The sequence below is a fragment of the Paracoccus sp. pheM1 genome (assembly GCF_018499825.1).
Classification (GTDB): Bacteria; Pseudomonadota; Alphaproteobacteria; order Rhodobacterales; family Rhodobacteraceae; genus Paracoccus; species Paracoccus versutus.
Window position 1 is genome coordinate 758,555 of record NZ_JAGXCX010000003.1, and the last position, 17,371, is coordinate 775,925.

The 17,371-nt window shown below is 63.7% G+C and carries 13 protein-coding genes; 5 read left to right on the forward strand and 8 right to left on the reverse strand.

The genetic code is table 11. The features are described 5' to 3' along the window. Positions 1 to 105: 105 nt before the first annotated feature. Complete coding sequence (locus KF941_RS26425; protein ID WP_214275047.1) at positions 106 to 1,269, reverse strand: ABC transporter substrate-binding protein; 1,164 nt, start codon at positions 1,267 to 1,269, stop codon at positions 106 to 108. Between the two features lie 108 nt (positions 1,270 to 1,377). Further along, entirely contained in the window at positions 1,378 to 2,523 is a 1,146-nt protein-coding gene (locus KF941_RS26430) for an acyl-CoA dehydrogenase family protein (protein ID WP_214275048.1), read from the reverse strand. 437 nt (positions 2,524 to 2,960) lie between these two features. On the opposite strand from KF941_RS26430, the gene KF941_RS26435 reads away from it, so the two are divergent. The 5 genes from KF941_RS26435 to KF941_RS26455 all read left to right on the forward strand — a co-directional run bounded on the left by KF941_RS26435 (position 2,961) and on the right by KF941_RS26455 (position 8,944). Then, complete coding sequence (locus tag KF941_RS26435; protein WP_214275049.1) at positions 2,961 to 4,109, forward strand: 2-hydroxyacyl-CoA dehydratase family protein; 1,149 nt, start codon at positions 2,961 to 2,963, stop codon at positions 4,107 to 4,109. Positions 4,110 to 4,137: 28 nt separating this feature from the next. Then, complete coding sequence (locus KF941_RS26440; protein WP_214275050.1) at positions 4,138 to 5,499, forward strand: 2-hydroxyacyl-CoA dehydratase family protein; 1,362 nt, start codon at positions 4,138 to 4,140, stop codon at positions 5,497 to 5,499. 113 nt (positions 5,500 to 5,612) lie between these two features. Beyond that, a complete protein-coding gene (locus KF941_RS26445; RefSeq protein WP_214275051.1) occupies positions 5,613 to 6,407 on the forward strand; it encodes an SDR family oxidoreductase in 795 nt (264 codons plus the stop codon). A gap of 109 nt (positions 6,408 to 6,516) precedes the next feature. After that, positions 6,517 to 8,172, forward strand: a complete 1,656-nt coding sequence (locus KF941_RS26450) for an AMP-binding protein (RefSeq protein ID WP_214275052.1) — start codon at positions 6,517 to 6,519, stop codon at positions 8,170 to 8,172. Between the two features lie 4 nt (positions 8,173 to 8,176). Next, a complete protein-coding gene (locus KF941_RS26455; protein WP_214275053.1) occupies positions 8,177 to 8,944 on the forward strand; it encodes a 3-ketoacyl-ACP reductase in 768 nt (255 codons plus the stop codon). Positions 8,945 to 9,013: 69 nt separating this feature from the next. Here the strand turns inward: KF941_RS26455 and KF941_RS26460 are convergent, their stop codons facing one another. The 6 genes from KF941_RS26460 to KF941_RS26485 all read right to left on the reverse strand — a co-directional run bounded on the left by KF941_RS26460 (position 9,014) and on the right by KF941_RS26485 (position 17,317). Next, positions 9,014 to 9,229, reverse strand: coding sequence for a hypothetical protein (locus KF941_RS26460; RefSeq protein WP_214275054.1), 216 nt, complete (start codon positions 9,227 to 9,229; stop codon positions 9,014 to 9,016). A 2-nt stretch (positions 9,230 to 9,231) separates the two neighbouring features. Continuing rightward, a complete protein-coding gene (locus tag KF941_RS26465) occupies positions 9,232 to 10,185 on the reverse strand; it encodes an acyl-CoA dehydratase activase (RefSeq protein ID WP_214275055.1) in 954 nt (317 codons plus the stop codon). Between the two features lie 440 nt (positions 10,186 to 10,625). Beyond that, positions 10,626 to 13,394 (reverse strand): LuxR C-terminal-related transcriptional regulator, encoded by a 2,769-nt coding sequence (locus tag KF941_RS26470; protein ID WP_214275056.1) that lies wholly within the window; start codon positions 13,392 to 13,394, stop codon positions 10,626 to 10,628. Positions 13,395 to 13,745: 351 nt separating this feature from the next. Further along, positions 13,746 to 14,489 carry an NUDIX domain-containing protein gene (locus KF941_RS26475; protein WP_214275057.1) on the reverse strand — a complete coding sequence of 248 codons (744 nt, stop codon included), beginning with the start codon at positions 14,487 to 14,489 and terminating at the stop codon, positions 13,746 to 13,748. A 46-nt stretch (positions 14,490 to 14,535) separates the two neighbouring features. Beyond that, positions 14,536 to 16,092: a long-chain fatty acid--CoA ligase gene (locus KF941_RS26480; protein ID WP_214275058.1), complete on the reverse strand. Its 1,557-nt coding sequence runs from the start codon at positions 16,090 to 16,092 to the stop codon at positions 14,536 to 14,538. A gap of 25 nt (positions 16,093 to 16,117) precedes the next feature. Then, positions 16,118 to 17,317, reverse strand: coding sequence for an ABC transporter substrate-binding protein (locus tag KF941_RS26485; protein ID WP_214275059.1), 1,200 nt, complete (start codon positions 17,315 to 17,317; stop codon positions 16,118 to 16,120). Between the last annotated feature and the right edge of the window lie 54 nt (positions 17,318 to 17,371).

Genomic DNA, 17,371 nt, shown 5'->3' on the forward strand with positions numbered 1-17,371 from the left:
CGGCGGCACCTTGCGGCCGTTCAGCGCGCTTTGCGCATGATGGCCGGCGTTGCTGGGAAAGGGGCGCGCGCCCGCAAGAGGCGCGCGAGAATCGCAGCGACCGGCTTACTTCACCAGGCGAAGGTCGGTCATGCGCGATATGCCGGACCCTTCCCCGCGTTCGAACCGGCCGTAGAATTCTGGCGAATTGGCGCGGTTCGTTTTGGGGTCGATGGTGATTTCGCCCAGCGGGGTGTCGATGGTCAGCCCGTCCAGCGCGGCCGCCACGGCCGTGGGCTCGGTCGTTCCCGCGGTTTCGATGGCGGCGGCCAGGAACTTGACGGCATTGTAGCCGGTGATCGGCCACATGTCGGTTTCCTTGCGGCCCTGATAGGCGGAAAGCGCCTCCTGATAGGCTGCGTGGGATTCCAGCCCCTCGTAATACCAGACGTCGGCCGCCGAGGCCCACAGGCCATTGGGCAGTTCGGCGCCAAGGGCGGCCGCCACGGCGTGATCGCCCGTGTTCGAGCCCCACAGCACCTTCTTGGTCTCGAACAGGCCGAATGGCGTGGCCTGCTTGACGAAGGCGATGAAGCTGCCGCCGTATTGGGTGCCGATGATCGTGTCGCAGTCCGACGACAGCAATTGCGTGATCGTCGCGCTGTAGTCGGTCGCGTTCATGGGCACCAGGAACTCGCCCGCTTCGCGAATGTCGCCCATATTCGCACGGATGGCGGCGAACCAGTCATGCGTATAGGCATAATCGAAGCCGGTAAAGCAGATGCTTTCCGTGCCCATGCCGCGCAGGACCTCGACCGTGCGAACGCCGTCCACATCGGTGGTCGGCGCAAGCTGGAAGATGAAGTTGTGGAGATTGTCGCCGGCCGTCAGCGCCTCGGTCTTGGCCGAGGGCGAGATGTTCACGACCTTTTCTTCACGGGCGATCTGCGAGTTCGCCAGCGATGTCGCCGATGTCGCCGGACCGATGAAATGCTGGACACCCTCGAGCGTGATCAGTTCGCGCATGGCGGCGGTGGACACGTCCGGGCGAAGCTGTTCGTCGCGCAGCAGGACCTGAAGCGGACGCCCCAGAACCCCGCCGGCTTCATTGACCTGCTTTACGGCCAGATCCACCCCCGCATAGATGCCGTCGCCGACATAGGCGCCGCCGCCCGACATGGGCAGGATGACCCCGACCTTGATCGGTCCGTCCTCTGCCAGGGCCGCCGTTGCCATGGCAACCGCGCCGATCGCCATCGCGCAGGATTTCATCGCTTTTCTGTATGTCATTGTCCGTCAACCTCCCAGTGACGATTCAGTTATCCTGGCGGGCGCGTCGCAATTCTGTGCGGTTCGCGTCCGCCAGCCTCCTCCTCGGGTCGTCGCGCCGGATGGCGGTCAGACGAATTCCCGCCCGTAAAGTTGCCGGGCGATGATGATTTTCTGGATTTGCGGCGTGCCGTCCGCGATCAGCTGTCCGCAGACATCCCGCAGCCGCTGTTCGAGGGGCAGATCCTGCGTATAGCCATAGTGCCCGTGCAGCACGAGGCAGTCGCGGATGACGTCCACGCAAATATCGGGGACAAGGCCCTTGCAGACCGCCGCCTCGGCATTGTGAGGCTGGTTCTGGTCCCGCAGCCACAGCGTGCGCAAACAGTGCCAGCGGGCCATCTGAAGCCGCGACCAGGCTTCGGCGACAGGAAAGGCCACGCCCTGGTTGCGCGAGAGCGGCTGCCCGAAGGCCTTGCGGTCGCGGGTATAGCCGATGGTTTCGTCAAGGGTCTGCGCTGCGGCGCCGACGCACATCAGGCCGATCAGAGCGCGGGTGTATTCAAACGTCTGCATTGCCGAACCAAAGGCGCCGTTCAACGTGCCGATCAGGTTCGCTTCGGGAACGCGGACATCGTTCAGGAACAACGAGCCGCGCAGGATGCATTTCGATCCCATGTCGGCATAGGGGTGGCGGGCCACGCCGGGGGCGTCGAAGGGAACGAGAAAGGCCGACACGCCGCGGGCCCCGGCATCGGGGTCGGTCCGCGCGAAGACGATTCCCGCATGGGCTGCCATCACCAGCGTCACCGAGGCTTTTTCGCCGTTCAGGATGAAGTGGTCCCCGTCACGCTCGGCGCGGGTGCGGATGGCGGCGGCATCCGAGCCGCAATGCGGCTCGGTCAGGCAGACGCTGATGCGCGCGTCTCCCGCCGCCAGCCGCGGCAGCCATTCCCGGCACAAGGGCTTGCTTGCGTTGCGCGCCATCAGATCGCCGACGAAGGCGCTGTTCAGAATGCCGTAGCACAGGTTGAAGTCGCCACGGGCGACCGCCTCGATGGCGATGCCGGCGGTAACGCAGTCAAGTTCCTGGCCGTCATATTCCTTGGGGATCCGCAAGCCGAACAGGCCCATCTCGCCCATCTGCCGCCAGGCGTCTTCGGGAAACGCGCCCCCCCGGTCCCGAGCCATGTAGCCGGAAAGCAAGGCATTGGCGACAAAACCTTCCAAGGCTGAGGCGATACTCGCCTGGTCCTCAGTATAGGAAAAGTCCAACGATATTCCTCCTCGTCGCGCTCGATCCCTGGGCGACCGAGGCTTCATTTGCTGTCATGCTGTCCGTCTGGACGAAGTGCCTGCCAATCAGCTTCGGCCCGCCGCTGTCCTCGCTTCCCTGTCGCCGAACTCTGCGGCGACCCGCGAAAACCATTCCTTCGACCCCCGCGATCCGGTCCTGCCGAGCCGGGCGGGCTGGCCGCAACCTGTCGGTCCAACCATGGTAATAGATACTTACCAACTTATGACAGGAAGCACATCTTCGCCCGATCCGTTTGCTTGATTCCTTGGATGAATCTAGGTCAAACAAGGAATAATTGGCAATAGTAATCTTGCTTTCTAATTTTTATTGTTCGATCTGTCTTTGGTAAGTTACACTCAAGCATGCGAATCGCGACCAGGCCGGACCATGCGGCGGGTGCGAGGAGGAGGAAGCGATGGACGAGATCCTGGCAACTATGGCTGCCGTAGCGGCCGATCCCCTGGGTTATGCGCGTCAGTGGAAGAACGAGACGCAGGGCCGGGTGATCGGCCTGTTCCCCATGCATTTTCCCGGCGAGCTGGCGCATGCGGCCGGTGCCCTGCCGGTGATCCTGCAAGAGGACGATGAGCCGGTCACGGTCGGCCAGGCGCAGGTGTTCAACTTTTACTGCGGCTACAACCGTTCGATCATCGACCAGGCGCTGCGGGGCGAGTTCGAGGTTCTGGACGCGATCCTGTTCGGCGATCATTGCGTGCAGTTGCTGGGCACGGCCGACGTGATCCGTGCCAGCCTGCCCAGGATGCCGATCCTGTTCAACCAGCTCTGCTCGATCCTCGACGCGGATTGGGCAAAATCCGAAACGACCCGCACCTTTTCGCAATTGTGGAAGGAACTCGAGGCGCTGATCGGCCAGCCGATCCCTGCCGCGCAGGTGCAGGCGTCGGTCCGCCTCTTCAACCGCAATCGTGCGCTGATCCGCGAGCTTTATGATTTGCGGCGGGCGGGCAGGATCGCGCTGACCGGCCGGCAGATGCAGGACATCGTGAAGTCCTCGATGGTTATGGACCGCGCGCAGCACACCAGGCTGCTGGAGAAGCTGGTCGCCGGGCTCGAGCGGCGCGGGCCGCCCGCGGATGCGGTGCGGGTCTTTCTTTCGGGGCATCTTTGCCATGCGCCAAAGCTGCCCGTGCTGGACCTGATCGAGGAATGCGGCGGCGTGGTGGTCGACGACGACCTCTATCACGGGTTCCGCTTCGTGTTCTGGGACGTCGCCGAAACCGGCGATCCGGTCGAGGCGCTGGCGGATTGGTATCTGCTGCGGTCGACCAAGGTTCCCTGTCCGACCCGTGCGGTCAAGGGGCTGGACTGGGAGGATTATCTGCTTCGCAGCGTGGGGGCGTCGGGGGCGCAGGGGCTGATCGTGCTGATGGCCAAGTTCTGCGAACCCCACATGTATTTCTACCCCGAGATCAAGGATGCGTTCGACCGCCACGGCATTCCCCATCTTCTGGTCGAGACCGAGCACGAGGAAATGCCCATGGAGGCGCTGAAGACGCGCGTCGAAACCTTCATCGAAATAGCGAAGCGCAGAATGGCCGCATGACGCGGCCAGATGAACCGGAGGATAGAAGATGGTTGCAGAAACGCAGGAACGCCCAAAGGCCAGCCCGGTCTTCGGCAACGGCGAGCGGGCAAACCGCCTGAAGGCCACGCGCTTCGGTGGAAAGCTGGTCAACGACTACTGGGAGAACCTTTTTGCCGCAAAAGAGCAGGGCAAGAAGGTGGTCTGGTACAACGGCACCTATATTCCGCCCTTCTTCCATGCCCATGACGTGGCGTGGGTTCACGGCGAGGCCTGGTCGGCGATGCTGTCGGCCAAGCACCGCGAGGTCACGGCGCAGGCGCGTGGCGATCAGAAGGGCTATGACCGCGAACTTTGTTCCTATGCGCGGACCCATATCGGCCAACTTCTGATCGAACTGGACAAGGTGAAATCCGGCACCTCGAGCATGGCCCCGGACGACCCGCGCATCGAGACGCTGCTGAAGCTTCCGCCCCCGGACATGATCATCAATGCCTACCCCTATTGCTCGTCCGGGCAGCAATGGGATGACATCACCTATCGGCTCTTCGGCAAGAAGGTTCCGATGATGACGATCTCGATCCCGCTTCTGTGGGGCGGGCGCCCCGATGCCGGCTATCTGCGCGGCGAGGAATGGAACGAGCGCTCCCGCTATGTGGCCGACCAACTGGTCGCCATGACGCGGTTCATGGAAGAGCATACCGGCCGCAAGTTCGACTTCGACCGCCTGTCCGAAGTGATGGGCTATATCAAGAAGGCGGCGCAACTGCGGCTCGAGGCGATGGATCTTTGCACGGCCCAGCCGTCGCCGGCCTCATTCTTCGACTGGATCGTGTCCATCGCCCCGGTCAACTTCCTGCCCGGCGACCAGAACATCGTGACCTATTTCGAGGGCGTCCTAGCCGAATGCAAGGAGCGGATCGCCCGCGGCGAAGGTGCCGTGAAGGACGAAAAATACCGGCTGTTCTTTGATGGGATGATGAACTGGAACAAGGTCGGCTGGCTGGCCGACAAGTTTGCCGCCGTCAATGCCTGCGTCGTTGCCGGACGTTATACGCATATGTCCTTCTGGCAGGAGCCGGAACTGATCGACCTTCGCGATCCTGTGCTGGGCATGGCGCAGAACTATCTGATTTGCCCCAACAACCATGGCGCTCCGATCATGATCGGCGAGATCGAGAAGATTTGCGACAAGTTCAAGATCGACGGCATGGTGATGCACGCCGCGCGGACCTGCCGCGGCATGACCAATTCGCAGTTCCTGATTGCCGACAGTGCCAAGCGCCACGGCCGCCAGGCGCTGTTCTTCGAGGGCGACGTGGCCGACGAATCCTTCTACAAGGACGAACTGCTGAATGTCCGGCTGGAGGCCATGGTCGAAGCAATGGATGCAAAGGCCCGGGCCGCCTGATTGCATCGGACCCGTCCTGGCAACCGGGCGGGTTTTTTTATCGCAATAAAATATGCTTGCATACGGTAATGTTAGAAACAATCGTATGGGGCGATTCTGGGAGGAGACAGGACATGAACGATGCGATCAGGCGCACGCCGATCTCTTTTGACAAGGCCAGCGCGCTGATAACCGGCGGCACCTCGGGGGTGGGGCTGGAAACGGCCTGTCAGCTGGCCGAGGCAGGAGTGCGCCGTATCGCGGTCGTCGGGCGCAATGCCGAGCGCGGCCAGGCCGCGCGGGCTGCGATCCTGGCCCGCAAGCCCGAGGTTCATGTCGAGTTCCTGCAGGGTGATTGCAACAAGGCCGAGGATGCCGTCGCGGTTTGCGAGGCCGCCCAGGCGGCCTTCGGTTCCGTCGACATCCTCGTCAACTCGACCGTCGGTCCCTATGGGCCGACGCTGCTTCACGACATTCCGGTCGAGCAATTGCAGGACATCGTCGTCAAGCAGATGATGGCGCCCCTGCTGACAAGCCGGATCGTCCTGCCCTGGATGTCCAAGAACGGCGGCGCGATCATCAACATCGCATCGGATGCAGGCAAGCTGACCACGCCAGGCGAGGCGGTGATCGGCGCGGCCATGGCCGGGATCATCATGTTCAGCCGCACCATGGCCATCGAGGCCAAGCGCCACGGCATTCGCGTCAATATCGTGACGCCCTCGATCATCGAGGGAACGGCGACCTACCAGCAGGTCATGTCGGCCGAGTTCTCCAGCAAGTTGTTCGGCAAGGCGATCAAGATGGCGCAACTGGGCGTGGTCAGCCCCGCCGACATGGCGGCCCTGATCGTGTTTCTGGCCAGCCCGCAGGCCGCCAAGATCACGGGGCAGGCGATCAGCTGCAATGGCGGGATCTCGGCGGCATAGGCCTTGGGCAGGTCGGTCACGCGCCGTCCTGCCTGCGATGACAGCAACGATACGCAAGCATTCCGATGCCGGTTGAGGAGTCGGCGGGATGCAAGGGAGGAAACCGGAAATGACCCAAACCCAGAAGTTCACCATGTCCTATTTTCCGGCCGAGCCGGGAGAGCCGCTGTGGGACATGTCCGTGCCCGAATTGATGCAATGGAATGCCAAGGAGCATCCCGACCGCATCGCGCTGGTCGAAGGGATCGCGGACCCGGCCAGCCGGCGGCGATGGACATACCGGCAGCTGGTCGACGAGGCGACCGCGGCAGCGCGCGGGCTGCTTGAACGCTTTGGTCCAGGCGACAAGGTGGCCATCATCGCCCCCGAGACGCCCGAATGGGTGATCTTTCAGCACGCTATCTGCATGGCCGGGCTGATCATCGTTCCGATCAATCCCGCCTATACCGAACGCGAACTGGAGTTCATCCTGCGCAATGCCGAGGCGAAGGGCATCGTCTTCGCGGAAACCTCGCGCGGCAAGGAATTGCGCCCGATGATCGAAGCGGTGCAGACCAAGATTCCGCATCTGGTTCACGCCATCTGCATTGCCAATCTGGACCAGCTGAAATCCGAAGGCAGTCCCGACCGGGACCTGCCCCGGCTGCACCCCGGCGACATGATGCAGATCCAGTATACCTCGGGAACCACCGGCTTTCCGAAGGGGGCTTGCCTGCATCACCGCGGCGTCATCAATTCGGCCCGGCTGATCGTCGAGCGCGCCGATTTTCCCGTGGGCGGGGTCTGGATCAACTCGATGCCGATGTTCCACATCGGCGGCGGCATCGTTTCCGCCATCGGCACGTTCAGCCGCCACGGCACCTTCGTGCTGATGCAGCAGTTCGACCCCGGCCTTTTCCTGGAACTGATCGAGGCCGAGCGGGTGAACTGTTCGCTGATCGTGCCGACCATGATCCTGGCCTTGCTGAATCACCCGGACATGAAGACGCGCGACGTCAGCAGCTTCCGCTCGATCCTGTCGGGGGCAGCGGCGGTTCCGGCGGCGCTGGTCCATCGCGCAAAAGAGGAATTCGGCGTCGATTTCGCCATCATGTTCGGCCAGACGGAAAGCAACGGCCCGTTCATCGAGACGCTGACGACCGATCCGGTCGAACTCCAGTCCGAGACCATCGGCCGTCCGGTCCCGCATGTCGAGGTCAAGATCGTCGACCTCGAGACGCTGGAAACGGTTCCTGTCGGCACGGTCGGAGAGCTGTGGATGCGCGGCTTCGGCACCATGAGGGGATATTACGGGCAGCCCGAGGCGACGGCAGCGGCCCTGACCAAGGATGGGTGGCTCAGGACCGGCGACCTCTGCACGATGGACGAAAACGGCTATCTCCGGATCGCCGGGCGCCTCAAGGAGATGATGATCCGGGGCGGCATGAACCTTTATCCCAAGGAGATCGAAGAGGTTCTGTTCGACCATCCCAAGGTTTCGCAGGTGGCCGTCCTAGGCTTGCCTGATGAAACCTGGGGCGAAATCGTGGCTGCCGTCGTCCTGCCCAGGTCCGTCGACGATTGCCCGGCGGCGGAAGACCTTTATGCCTATTGCCGCAAGAATCTGTCGCCGCAGAAAACGCCGGAAAAATGGTTCTTTGTCCAGAGCTATCCCATGACCCCGACCGGCAAGATCCAGAAGAACGTGCTGGCTGACATGATCCAGGCGGGCGAACTGGCCGAGGCCGTTTGGGTACGTCCGGTCCGCAACTCGGCGGTTGGCTAGGCCCATGGAGCCCTCTGTTGCTTTGGTCACGGGCGCGGGCGGGGGGCTGGGCACGGCTATTGCCCATGCCCTTTCCGATCGTGGCCACGACCTGGTGCTGAACGATCTGGAGGCAACGGAAGGGCTTCTGGCGCTGGCCGAAGACTTGCGCGCTTCGGGCCGCCGGATCGAGATTATGCCGCAGGACATCGCGCAGGTAGGGCAATTGCCCGCTTATGTCGCCGATGTGGCTGCGCGGATGGGTCGGCTCGATGTGCTGGTGAACAATGCGGGCGTTTCGGTGCTGTCGCGGGGCGATCTGCTGGATGTCAGCCCCGAAAGCTTTGATCGCTGCCTTGGCGTAAACCTGCGGGCGCAGTTCTTTCTGACGCAGGCCGTGGCGCGCAACATGCTGGCTGCGCCATCGGCGCGCCGCCGGACCATCGTGACGATCACGACAGTGGCCGTGGATCACGTCATCGGCAAGGTGCTTGCCGAATATTCGATCGCCAAGGCGGGTCTTGCGCATATGGTCCAGCATTTCGCGGCGCGCCTCGCCTCCGAGCATATCGACTGTTACGAAATTCGTCCGGGCATGATGCAGACGACCATGACATCCACCAGCCGCGAGAAATACGACAGGCTTGTCGCCGAAGGCTTCGTGCCGGCGGGACGCTGGGGGGATCTCGCCGAAATCGGAAAGGCGGTCGCCGCGATGGCGTCGGGCGAGTTTTCCTATGCCGTCGGCCAGACCATCCACGTCGACGGCGGCATGCGGATGAAGGTATTCTGATGCAAGGGGCCATCCCCCTTGCCGCAACCATCGGCATCTGCGGCGGAAACGATCTGCACGTCCCCGCCGTCAATTGACGGTGGTCACTATGATCGTAACCAATTCGACATAGCTTTTTCCCAGGTAGTATCCGAAGCCGAGCGCGAAAATCGCAGGCACGATCACGAAAAAGCCGATCAACGGGTATAGCACCGCCACGGCGGCAGCCGAAAACAGCACGCCGCAGCACAGCGCCCACCAGCGGCCCATCCTCAAGATCAATCGCAATGCCGGAAAGTTTTCCATGGTCAGAGATGCGACTGAATGCGCTTCCACAGCGCGGCAGCGTTATCGAGCCGGGCGCCAGAGCGGATCGCCAGTTGCGGGACGCCCTTGCAACCGGGAACGCAGGCCTTGTCCAGGGCCATCTGCGCTTCCAAGGCATCGTCATCTGGTGTCGCAAGCTCATGCCGATGCTCGCTGCGATAATCGTCCAGGCCAATCAGCGCGGCCCCAAGCGCGCCGGCGATCTGCGGCGTTTCGGGAAGGATCAGTTTTTCACCCAGGGCTTGCTCGATATAATGCACCGCAGCCTTGTTGCGCGCGACGCCGCCGGTCATCGCGATCGGGCCTTTGCGACCCACGCGTCCAACCAAGCCCACCGTCCGCGTGGCAACCGCGGCGTGGACCCCGCCCAGAATATCCGCCTTGGATTGTCCCTCGGCCAGCAGGGATATGACCTCGGTCTCGGCGAAGGTCGCGCACATGCTGGAAATCTTCAGGGACTGCTTTGCCTGCAACGCAAGATCACCGATGTCTTCCAGTTCGATCTGCATGGCCCGCGCCAGAACCTCGAAGAACTTCCCGGTGCCGGCCGCGCATCGGTCGTTCATGGTGAACTGCATGACAAGCCCTTGGGGATCGACCGCAATCACCTTGCTGTCCTGGCCGCCGATGTCGATGACCACCCGGACATCGGGCACCATGGCGACGGCGCCGCGGGCGTGGCAGGTGATCTCGGTATAGTTCTTGTCGGCAATGTCCAGCATCCGGCGGCCATAGCCGGTGGCAACGGTGCGGCCGATGTCAGCCTGCGCCAGCCCGGCCGAGTCGAGCGCACCTGCGATGGCGGCCGCCACCCCCTCGCCGCTGACCGCCCCCATATGGGCCACATGCGAGGACAGCATCCGCCCCTGAAGGTCGAGGATCACCGTTTTGGCGGTCGTAGAGCCGAAGTCTATCCCCATCACGCAGGACTTCATTCCATTCATCCTCCCGGCAACGTCGCAACAATGGTAAGTATAACTTACTTCTGTTGAATGTCAATCTTGCTAGAGGTGTTCACGGGTTTCGGCAAGGTCTCGGCGGTGAATGAAGGGGCGCGAAAACCACTTTATGTCCTCTAATAAGTATATATTATATAATGAAAATATTAGATCCTCTCAGAATGCGGCCCAGGATCTTCTTGCCGCTAAGCGACAAGGGGGAACCTCAAGGTCTGTTGGCCTCACCATTTCAAGAATATGAGTATTACTTACATGATTCGGGCGATGTGACTGCCCCCTGGGGTTTCCCGCTGTCGAGAGCGTCTTTTGGAACGGGGTCAGGCCGTCCGCTACCAGGGGATCTCGGGCGTTCGAGGGTGCCCTCCGCACGATGGAATGGGACGACCGCAGGTTCCCGCTGGCCGCGTGGATGGCATTCACGGGAAACTGGCGGCGCGCGCTGAATAACGCAGCACGGCAGAGGTTCGGTTCGCAGCGCCGAGCTTGCGGAACACGTTCTTCAGGTGCCATTTTATGGTGTTGCCACTGACACCCAGATGTTCAGCGATGTCTGCATTGCTCATGCCGCTGCCGACCAGCTCCATCAATTCCTGCTCGCGCGTGGTAAGGGCCTCGCTTGGGGCGTTCTCTTCTGCGAGGAAAGGGGCCGCCAGCCCATCGTTCAAGTCCAGCGCGGCCAGAACGCGGGTAATGAACGCCCGTCCTTCCCGGCGGGGGTAAAGTTCCATACGCAGCGGTATTTGCTGCAACAGCGGCCCGATGACCGTGCGGTGACGCTGAAATGCCTGGAGCATGTCGCGGTCCTGGGCTTGCCTAAGCGCGGATCCAAGCTGGCGGCTGGCATCGGCCAGCCTGCCTTGGCTGAAGAAGATCGACATCTGGATCAGTTCCAGCCTGACCGCGCGCAGAACCCGCCCTCCGCGGCGCGCCTCGCGCAACTCGGGCCCGATCATTGCCAGAGCAGCGGAGTGTTCGCCGGAGGCGTGCAGGAACTCGATCGACGTCATCACCAGAAGATCGCGAAAGCGCGGCAGAATCTCTGTGGGGCTGGTGCGCAGACGTCCCTGGCGTACATCCAGGTCGATCTCGTTTATCCATGCCTCAGCCCGGTCGATCTGCCCAAGCTGCACCAGGCGGCGGACGATGTGGCACCGGAACATGACCGCCAGCCGGGGCGCGTAATTGCCGATGGTCATCGACAGGCGCTGAAAGACCGGATCGCTTTCGTCGCCGTTCCAGAAGGCCAGGGCGGTTTCGACGGCGCAGGCGCTGGACCCGACAGTGCCGTGCCGATCCATGCTGCGCAGGCCGCGCGACAACATTTCTTGGGCACGGTCGTGATCGCCCATCTCGAAGGCACATTTCGAACCGATGGCGCAGATCGTGTCGCAGATGTCGGAATCCCGGCCAAGGCTCGCCTCGGTCCGGGCCAGCGTGTCCTCGATGATTTTGCAGGCACGGGGCAAATTGCCTTCATAAAGCGAGACCGTAGCCAGAATCAGGTCGCACCACCCCGCCAGGTAGGGCGAGCCGACCTCGCGCACGATCGGCGCGGCCTGCCGCAGGCAAGCGCGCGCCTCGGCGAAGCGATAGGCGGTCAAGTGATGCACCGATAGGATCGACAGCACCCAGCCCAGATCGAAGGGTTCGCGTTCCGCGTCCGAGGTCAACCAGTTCGTCGCATGCTTGCCCGCCGCCTGCATGTCGTCAGCCAGAAAGGCCAGCGCGATATGCAGATGCTCCAGCCGATAACGGTGATAGGCATCCTCGCCTCCTCCTGCCTCGGACAGAAGCCGGATCAGGCGCCGGCGCTGGTTGTCAGCGGAAACAAGGCGCAGGTGATAGGTCAGTGCATAAACATACCAGTATCTGGCCTCGAACCCTAGCGGCATCTTCCGGGACAGCAACTGTTCCACGCTCTCGACAAAGACCTGCATCTTTCCCAGGTCACGCACGATGCGCGGGGCGACGCAATCCAGTGTCTGCACGATCAAGGCCTCGTCCTGGCTCAGCAGGGCGGCATCAAGGGCCTCTTCCCATTCGCTTTCTTTCAGCGCCCAGCCGGCCATGCGACGGTAGCATTCCTGCAGGCGTGCCGCCGGAATGCAGCGCAGGGCGTCGGCGCGAAGCCGGTCGCGAAACAGGCTGTGAAAGCGGTATTTGGCGCTCAGAGCGGACAGCGGGTGGATGAACATGCCGCTGCCGATCAGCGTGCGCAGATGCCGCCATGCATCGGCGATACCGGCGACCGCGGTCAGTTGTTCCGCCGAGAAGGCGGGGAACAGGGAGGCGTAATGCAGAAACTCCAGCAGTTCCTCGGGTACCGCGCTGAGAACGTGATGGTCGAACCAGTCCCGCAGGTCGGGGATGTCGTCCGACAGCTTTTCGATCAGCACGGGATCGGTTCCCGTCTTGTCCAGCAGGATCGCGCAAAGCCGCAGGCCCGCGACCCAGCCTTCTGTCTTGCCCAGCAGCATGCGCAGAGCTTCGGCGTCGAAGGTTTTGCCGCCTCCCGACAGCAGGGCCTGCGCCTCGTCTGCAACAAAGGCAAGGTCGCGGGCATCATGTTCCCGCAGGTTGCCTTGCAGGCGAATGCCGGTGCGGTCGAAGGCTAGCCGGTGATTGGCCGTCAGGACGAAGTGGACCCCGGCAGGTGCCAGCGCGAACAGATCGTCCAGCAGGCCCGGCTTCAGGGTGGCCGTGCAATAATCGATATTGTCGATGCAGATCAGGAAGGGCTTCGGAACCCGCTGCAGAACCTGGGCAAGGGTGCCCCTGATCCCCATCAGCCGCGCTGCGGGGGCGTCGGGACGTTCATCCGGGCAAGGCACGAAAGCCGCCGACTGCCGGGCCAGATGCATCAGCAGCCCATCGCCATTCGGGGCGTGATCCTTCAGTCCTAGCCAGATCCCGGCCCGGCGCCCGTCCCTGGCCCATTGCTGGTAAAGCCGGGCGACCGCTATCGTCTTGCCCCAGCCTTGCGGGGCGACGATCGTCTCGATGGCGGCAAGCTTGCAGTCATCGGCCAATGCGCGGCGGCACAAGTCCTGCATCAGCCGGGTCGTTACGACGTGGCAACCGAAGGGCGGCGGTGCGTTGGACAGGTCATGGCGGGGGCGCGGCGGATCGGCGGCGCCGTCCCCGACGGCCAATCCCGTCGCGACCATGGATATGCTGAAATTCATCTGCTTCCTCCCCCCTGCACCGCGCAGGCCGGGGCCGCGTCTGCCCCTTCGATCCGCGGCTTGCCTCCCTGTCCCGATCTGCCAAGGCCGGCGCGGAAAGATTGACGGGCGTGCGATGCGGGATTGCCCTTGCGCGATCCTCGCCACGCCCGCGACGCACCGATCTTGCGGCGGGTGAGGAAGCCCTCCTCCTGGCGATCTCCGGATCAACCGGGAACCCCGTCCCAATCCGCAGCTCATCATACACATGCGAACTTGATTTGCCTACTGCGAACTCAGCTCCCGTCGCAGGGACAGCGAAAAGCGGCGCATGAGCCCCGCCGCTTGCGCGTGCGGCCGTGGAGCGCCGGATCAGAAGCGCAGCGGCTCCAGCACCGGGCCATAGCCGTCCGCGTCCTGCAGGCGCAGGAAGCGCTGGCCGCCCTGCAGTTCGACCATCGGCTCGACCACCCGCGCCGGGCGCAGCGCCGCCGCCCTGACCGCGTCGGCGAGGCTGGCGCTCCGGGCCAGCAGCGACAGGTTCATGCGGGTCGGAAAGACGATCGTCCGCTCGCCCCGCGCCGCCAGATCCAGCGCCGTGCCCGCGGCGATCCACTCGGCCGAGACCGTCTCGCGCCCGTCGGCCTGCGCCACCTGCTCGGCAGGGGCCTCGACCAGGTAGAAATAGGTGTCGAACCGCTTCGGGACGACGGGCGGGGTGCGCCAGCGCGCAAACAGCGTCAGCGCCCGCAGGTCGGGCTGCAGCCCCTGGGCCTGCAGATAGGCCAGGAAGCTGGCCTCGCCCCGGTCCATGGCGCTGCGCAAGGCCATGGTGCCCCCAGGGTCCGCCGCATAGCCGTGGACGGCGGGCAAGATGCCGCATTCCTCGAAGGTTTCCCGGATGGCACTGATGCGGGGGCTGCGCTCGGCCTCGGGGATGTCGTCCCAGCCCTGGACCTGCCCGGCCCAGGCCGGATCCGCGTCCGAGGGCTCGACCTTGCCGCCGGGAAAGACCATCGCGCCCGAGAAATGGTCGATGGCATGGTTGCGCTTGACCATCAGCACCTCGACCGCCGACGCTTCGCGCACCAGCATCATCGTCGAGGCGGTTCTCATGGGCAGGGTTCCCGGCATGGCGCAGCTCCGTCGTTGCGAGGGGCAGTCAGTCGATCTTGCGGTCGCGACCCTGCCAATAGGGATCACGCAGCACGTTCTTGCGGATCTTGCCCACAGGCGTAACAGGCAGCCCAGCATGAAGGAACTCGACGCTGCGGGGGCATTTATAGCCGCCGATCAGTTCCTTGCAATGGGCGATCAGTTCGGCCTCGCCCAGCGATTGCCCGTCTTTCAGCACCACGACGGCATGGACGGATTCGCCCCACCGTTCGCTGGGAATGCCGATGACCGCTGCTTCCTTGACGGCGGGATGGGCATAGATCGCCCGCTCGACATCGACGGAATAGACGTTTTCGCCCCCGCTCACGATCATGTCTTTGATACGGTCGGCGACATAGAGATAGCCGTCGGCATCGAAAAATCCCGCGTCGCCGGAATGCATCCAGCCGTCCTTCAGCGTGGCGCCGCTGGCCTCGGGGTTGTTGTGGTAATGCGTCATCACATTGTCGCCCCGGATCAGGATTTCGCCGGTTTCACCCGGCGCGGCCTCCAAGCCGTCGGGGCGGGCGATACGGATGCGCATCCCCGGCACGGTGCGCCCGGCCGCCTTGAGGCGATGCGGCGCCAGCGCCAGCGCCTGCTGATGATCTTGCCAGGAAAAGGCGACGGCATAGCCTGCGGTTTCAGTCATGCCATAGATCTGGTGAAAGCCCCAGCCGGGCAGGGCCTTCAGCGCACCCTGCAGCACCGCCTCGGGCATGGGCGAGCCGCCATAGATGCAGGTGTGGATGCTGGACAGGTCGTAATCGCCCAGACGGGGATGCAGCATCAGCATGTTGATCATTGTCGGCACCAGCACGATATTCGTCGCCCGATGGGTGGTGATCGCTTGCATGACCGGCTCGGGCTCGAATTTCGGCAGGATGACATGGGTGCCGCCCGACAGGGTGACATACCAGGCCGGACCCGCCCCCGACAGGTGGAACATGCCGCCGGCATGCAGATGCGTCAGATCCTTGCGCCTGGGCAGGGTGGCCAGAAACGCGACTGAGACCGCCATCACGTTGCGATGCGACAGCACCGCGCCCTTGGACTGCGAGGTCGTCCCTGAGGTGTAGAGCACGATATAGGGATCATCGCCCCGTCGGTCGGCATCCGGCATCGGCGCGTGTCCAGCGATCAACGCCTCGGCCGAAAGCATGCCCGGCGGGGTCTTCTTCTCGCCGATGTGGATCAGCTGCATGGTCCCGATGTCGTCGATCTGGGCGGCATGGTCCAGGAAATCGTCATCGACGAAAAGGATCCTGGCCCCGGAATCCGCCAGCGCAAAGCCGTTCTCGCGGGGCGACCAGCGGATGTTCAGGGGGGTGAAGACCGCCCCGCTCCAGGGGATGGCGAAAAACAGCTCGAAATATCGATCCGAGTTCATCCCCAAGGCAGCCACGCATTCGCCGGGGCGGACCCCAAGGCGATGCAGCGCGGCGGCCAGCCGGGAGACGCGCGCCGCGACCTCGGACCAGCTGCGTTGCCGGTCGCGAAAGATGGTCGCGGTGCGCTGCGGCTGCTCCAGCGCGGCATGCATGAGGATCTGGGTAACCTGCATCTTTCCGCTCCTTTCCGCGATCGGATTACTTGAGGGTGCACTCGGGGCTAGGCGCAGGCATCGCGTCGCCCGCCGCCAGCACCCGCTCCAGCCGGTAGCCCATAGAACCATCGCCATTCCTGACCACCTCGTTGACGGTGAGGGGGCGGACAAGCTGGTGATCCTGGGCGCGGACCTCGGTCGGGCCGAATGTGGTCGCAACCAGCTGCCCTTCGAGCGCCGACACCAGGGGGCCGGCCTCGTCGGTTCCGGCGGCGCGCAAACCCGCAGCGATCAGCTGGATGGCGTTATACTGGTCGGCGGCGACATAGTCGGGATCGCTGCCGAAGGCGTAGCGATAGGCCTGGACGAACGCCTTGTTCTCGGGCGTGTCGATGTCGGGGGTCCAGCCCAGCAGCTGGATCACGCCCGCGACGCCCTGCCCCTGCGAGGGCAGCGTCGCCGGGGTGGCGAAGCCGTTGCCGACCACCTGCCGGTATTTGCCGAACAGGCCGAAGCCCTGCTGCTGCACGGCAAAATTGATCGCATCGGTGCCAAAGATAGCAACCAGCGCGCCGTCGGCGTTCGAGGATTTCATCGGGATGATGAAGCTGCCCATGTCGGGCGTCCCCGCCGGGACGAAGATCGGCGGGTTCGAGGTTTTCCCGTGGCGCTCCAGCAGCGCGGCGAAGCTGGCCGCGGAATCGTGACCGGCCGGATGGTCCGAGGCGATGATGTCGAAATGCGACGCGGGAGAGGCGGCGACCACCGCCTCCATTCCGTTGTTGATCAGCGCATCGGGTGTCGAGACGCGGAAGTAATTGCGGTGGCAATTCTTGCCGTTCAGGACATCCGTCTGCGAGAACGGATCGAACAGCACGAAATCCGCCGCCCTGGCGCGTGCCGCCAGCGCAATGGCCAGCGCCGAGCCGGTCATGCCGGTGATGATGCGGGCGCCGTCATGCTGGCGCAGGCGGAGGGCGGCCGAAACCGCCGCTTCGGGCGTGCCCGCATGGGTTGCGATCTTCAGCTCCAGCGGTTGCCCGTCGATTCCACCCGTGCCGTTGATCTGATCGACAGCCAGTTTCAGGGCGTTGTTGCTGCGCTCGTAATAGGCGGCCATGGGGCCGGCGTCGATCAGGACCGCGCCGATAGTGATCTTTTCCTTGGCATGGCTGGCGGCTGGCGCAAGGGCCAGGCCCATCGCCGCAAAGGCCGCTGCGACGAGTTGCCGCTTGATTGACATTGCTTTCCTCCCACGGGTTCGGTCTGTGTCCCGGCGCGCCCAGGACGCGGCGAG

Excerpts from the sequence above, each read along its gene's own strand:
- KF941_RS26425 (WP_214275047.1), bottom strand. The coding sequence starts at position 1,269 with ATGACATACAGAAAAGCGATGAAATCCTGCGCGATGGCGATCGGCGCG.
- KF941_RS26435 (WP_214275049.1), top strand. The coding sequence starts at position 2,961 with ATGGACGAGATCCTGGCAACTATGGCTGCCGTAGCGGCCGATCCCCTG.
- KF941_RS26440 (WP_214275050.1), top strand. The coding sequence starts at position 4,138 with ATGGTTGCAGAAACGCAGGAACGCCCAAAGGCCAGCCCGGTCTTCGGC.
- KF941_RS26445 (WP_214275051.1), top strand. The coding sequence starts at position 5,613 with ATGAACGATGCGATCAGGCGCACGCCGATCTCTTTTGACAAGGCCAGC.
- KF941_RS26450 (WP_214275052.1), top strand. The coding sequence starts at position 6,517 with ATGACCCAAACCCAGAAGTTCACCATGTCCTATTTTCCGGCCGAGCCG.
- KF941_RS26455 (WP_214275053.1), top strand. The coding sequence starts at position 8,177 with ATGGAGCCCTCTGTTGCTTTGGTCACGGGCGCGGGCGGGGGGCTGGGC.
- KF941_RS26460 (WP_214275054.1), bottom strand. The coding sequence starts at position 9,229 with ATGGAAAACTTTCCGGCATTGCGATTGATCTTGAGGATGGGCCGCTGG.
- KF941_RS26465 (WP_214275055.1), bottom strand. The coding sequence starts at position 10,185 with ATGAAGTCCTGCGTGATGGGGATAGACTTCGGCTCTACGACCGCCAAA.
- KF941_RS26470 (WP_214275056.1), bottom strand. The coding sequence starts at position 13,394 with ATGAATTTCAGCATATCCATGGTCGCGACGGGATTGGCCGTCGGGGAC.
- KF941_RS26475 (WP_214275057.1), bottom strand. The coding sequence starts at position 14,489 with ATGAGAACCGCCTCGACGATGATGCTGGTGCGCGAAGCGTCGGCGGTC.
- KF941_RS26480 (WP_214275058.1), bottom strand. The coding sequence starts at position 16,092 with ATGCAGGTTACCCAGATCCTCATGCATGCCGCGCTGGAGCAGCCGCAG.
- KF941_RS26485 (WP_214275059.1), bottom strand. The coding sequence starts at position 17,317 with ATGTCAATCAAGCGGCAACTCGTCGCAGCGGCCTTTGCGGCGATGGGC.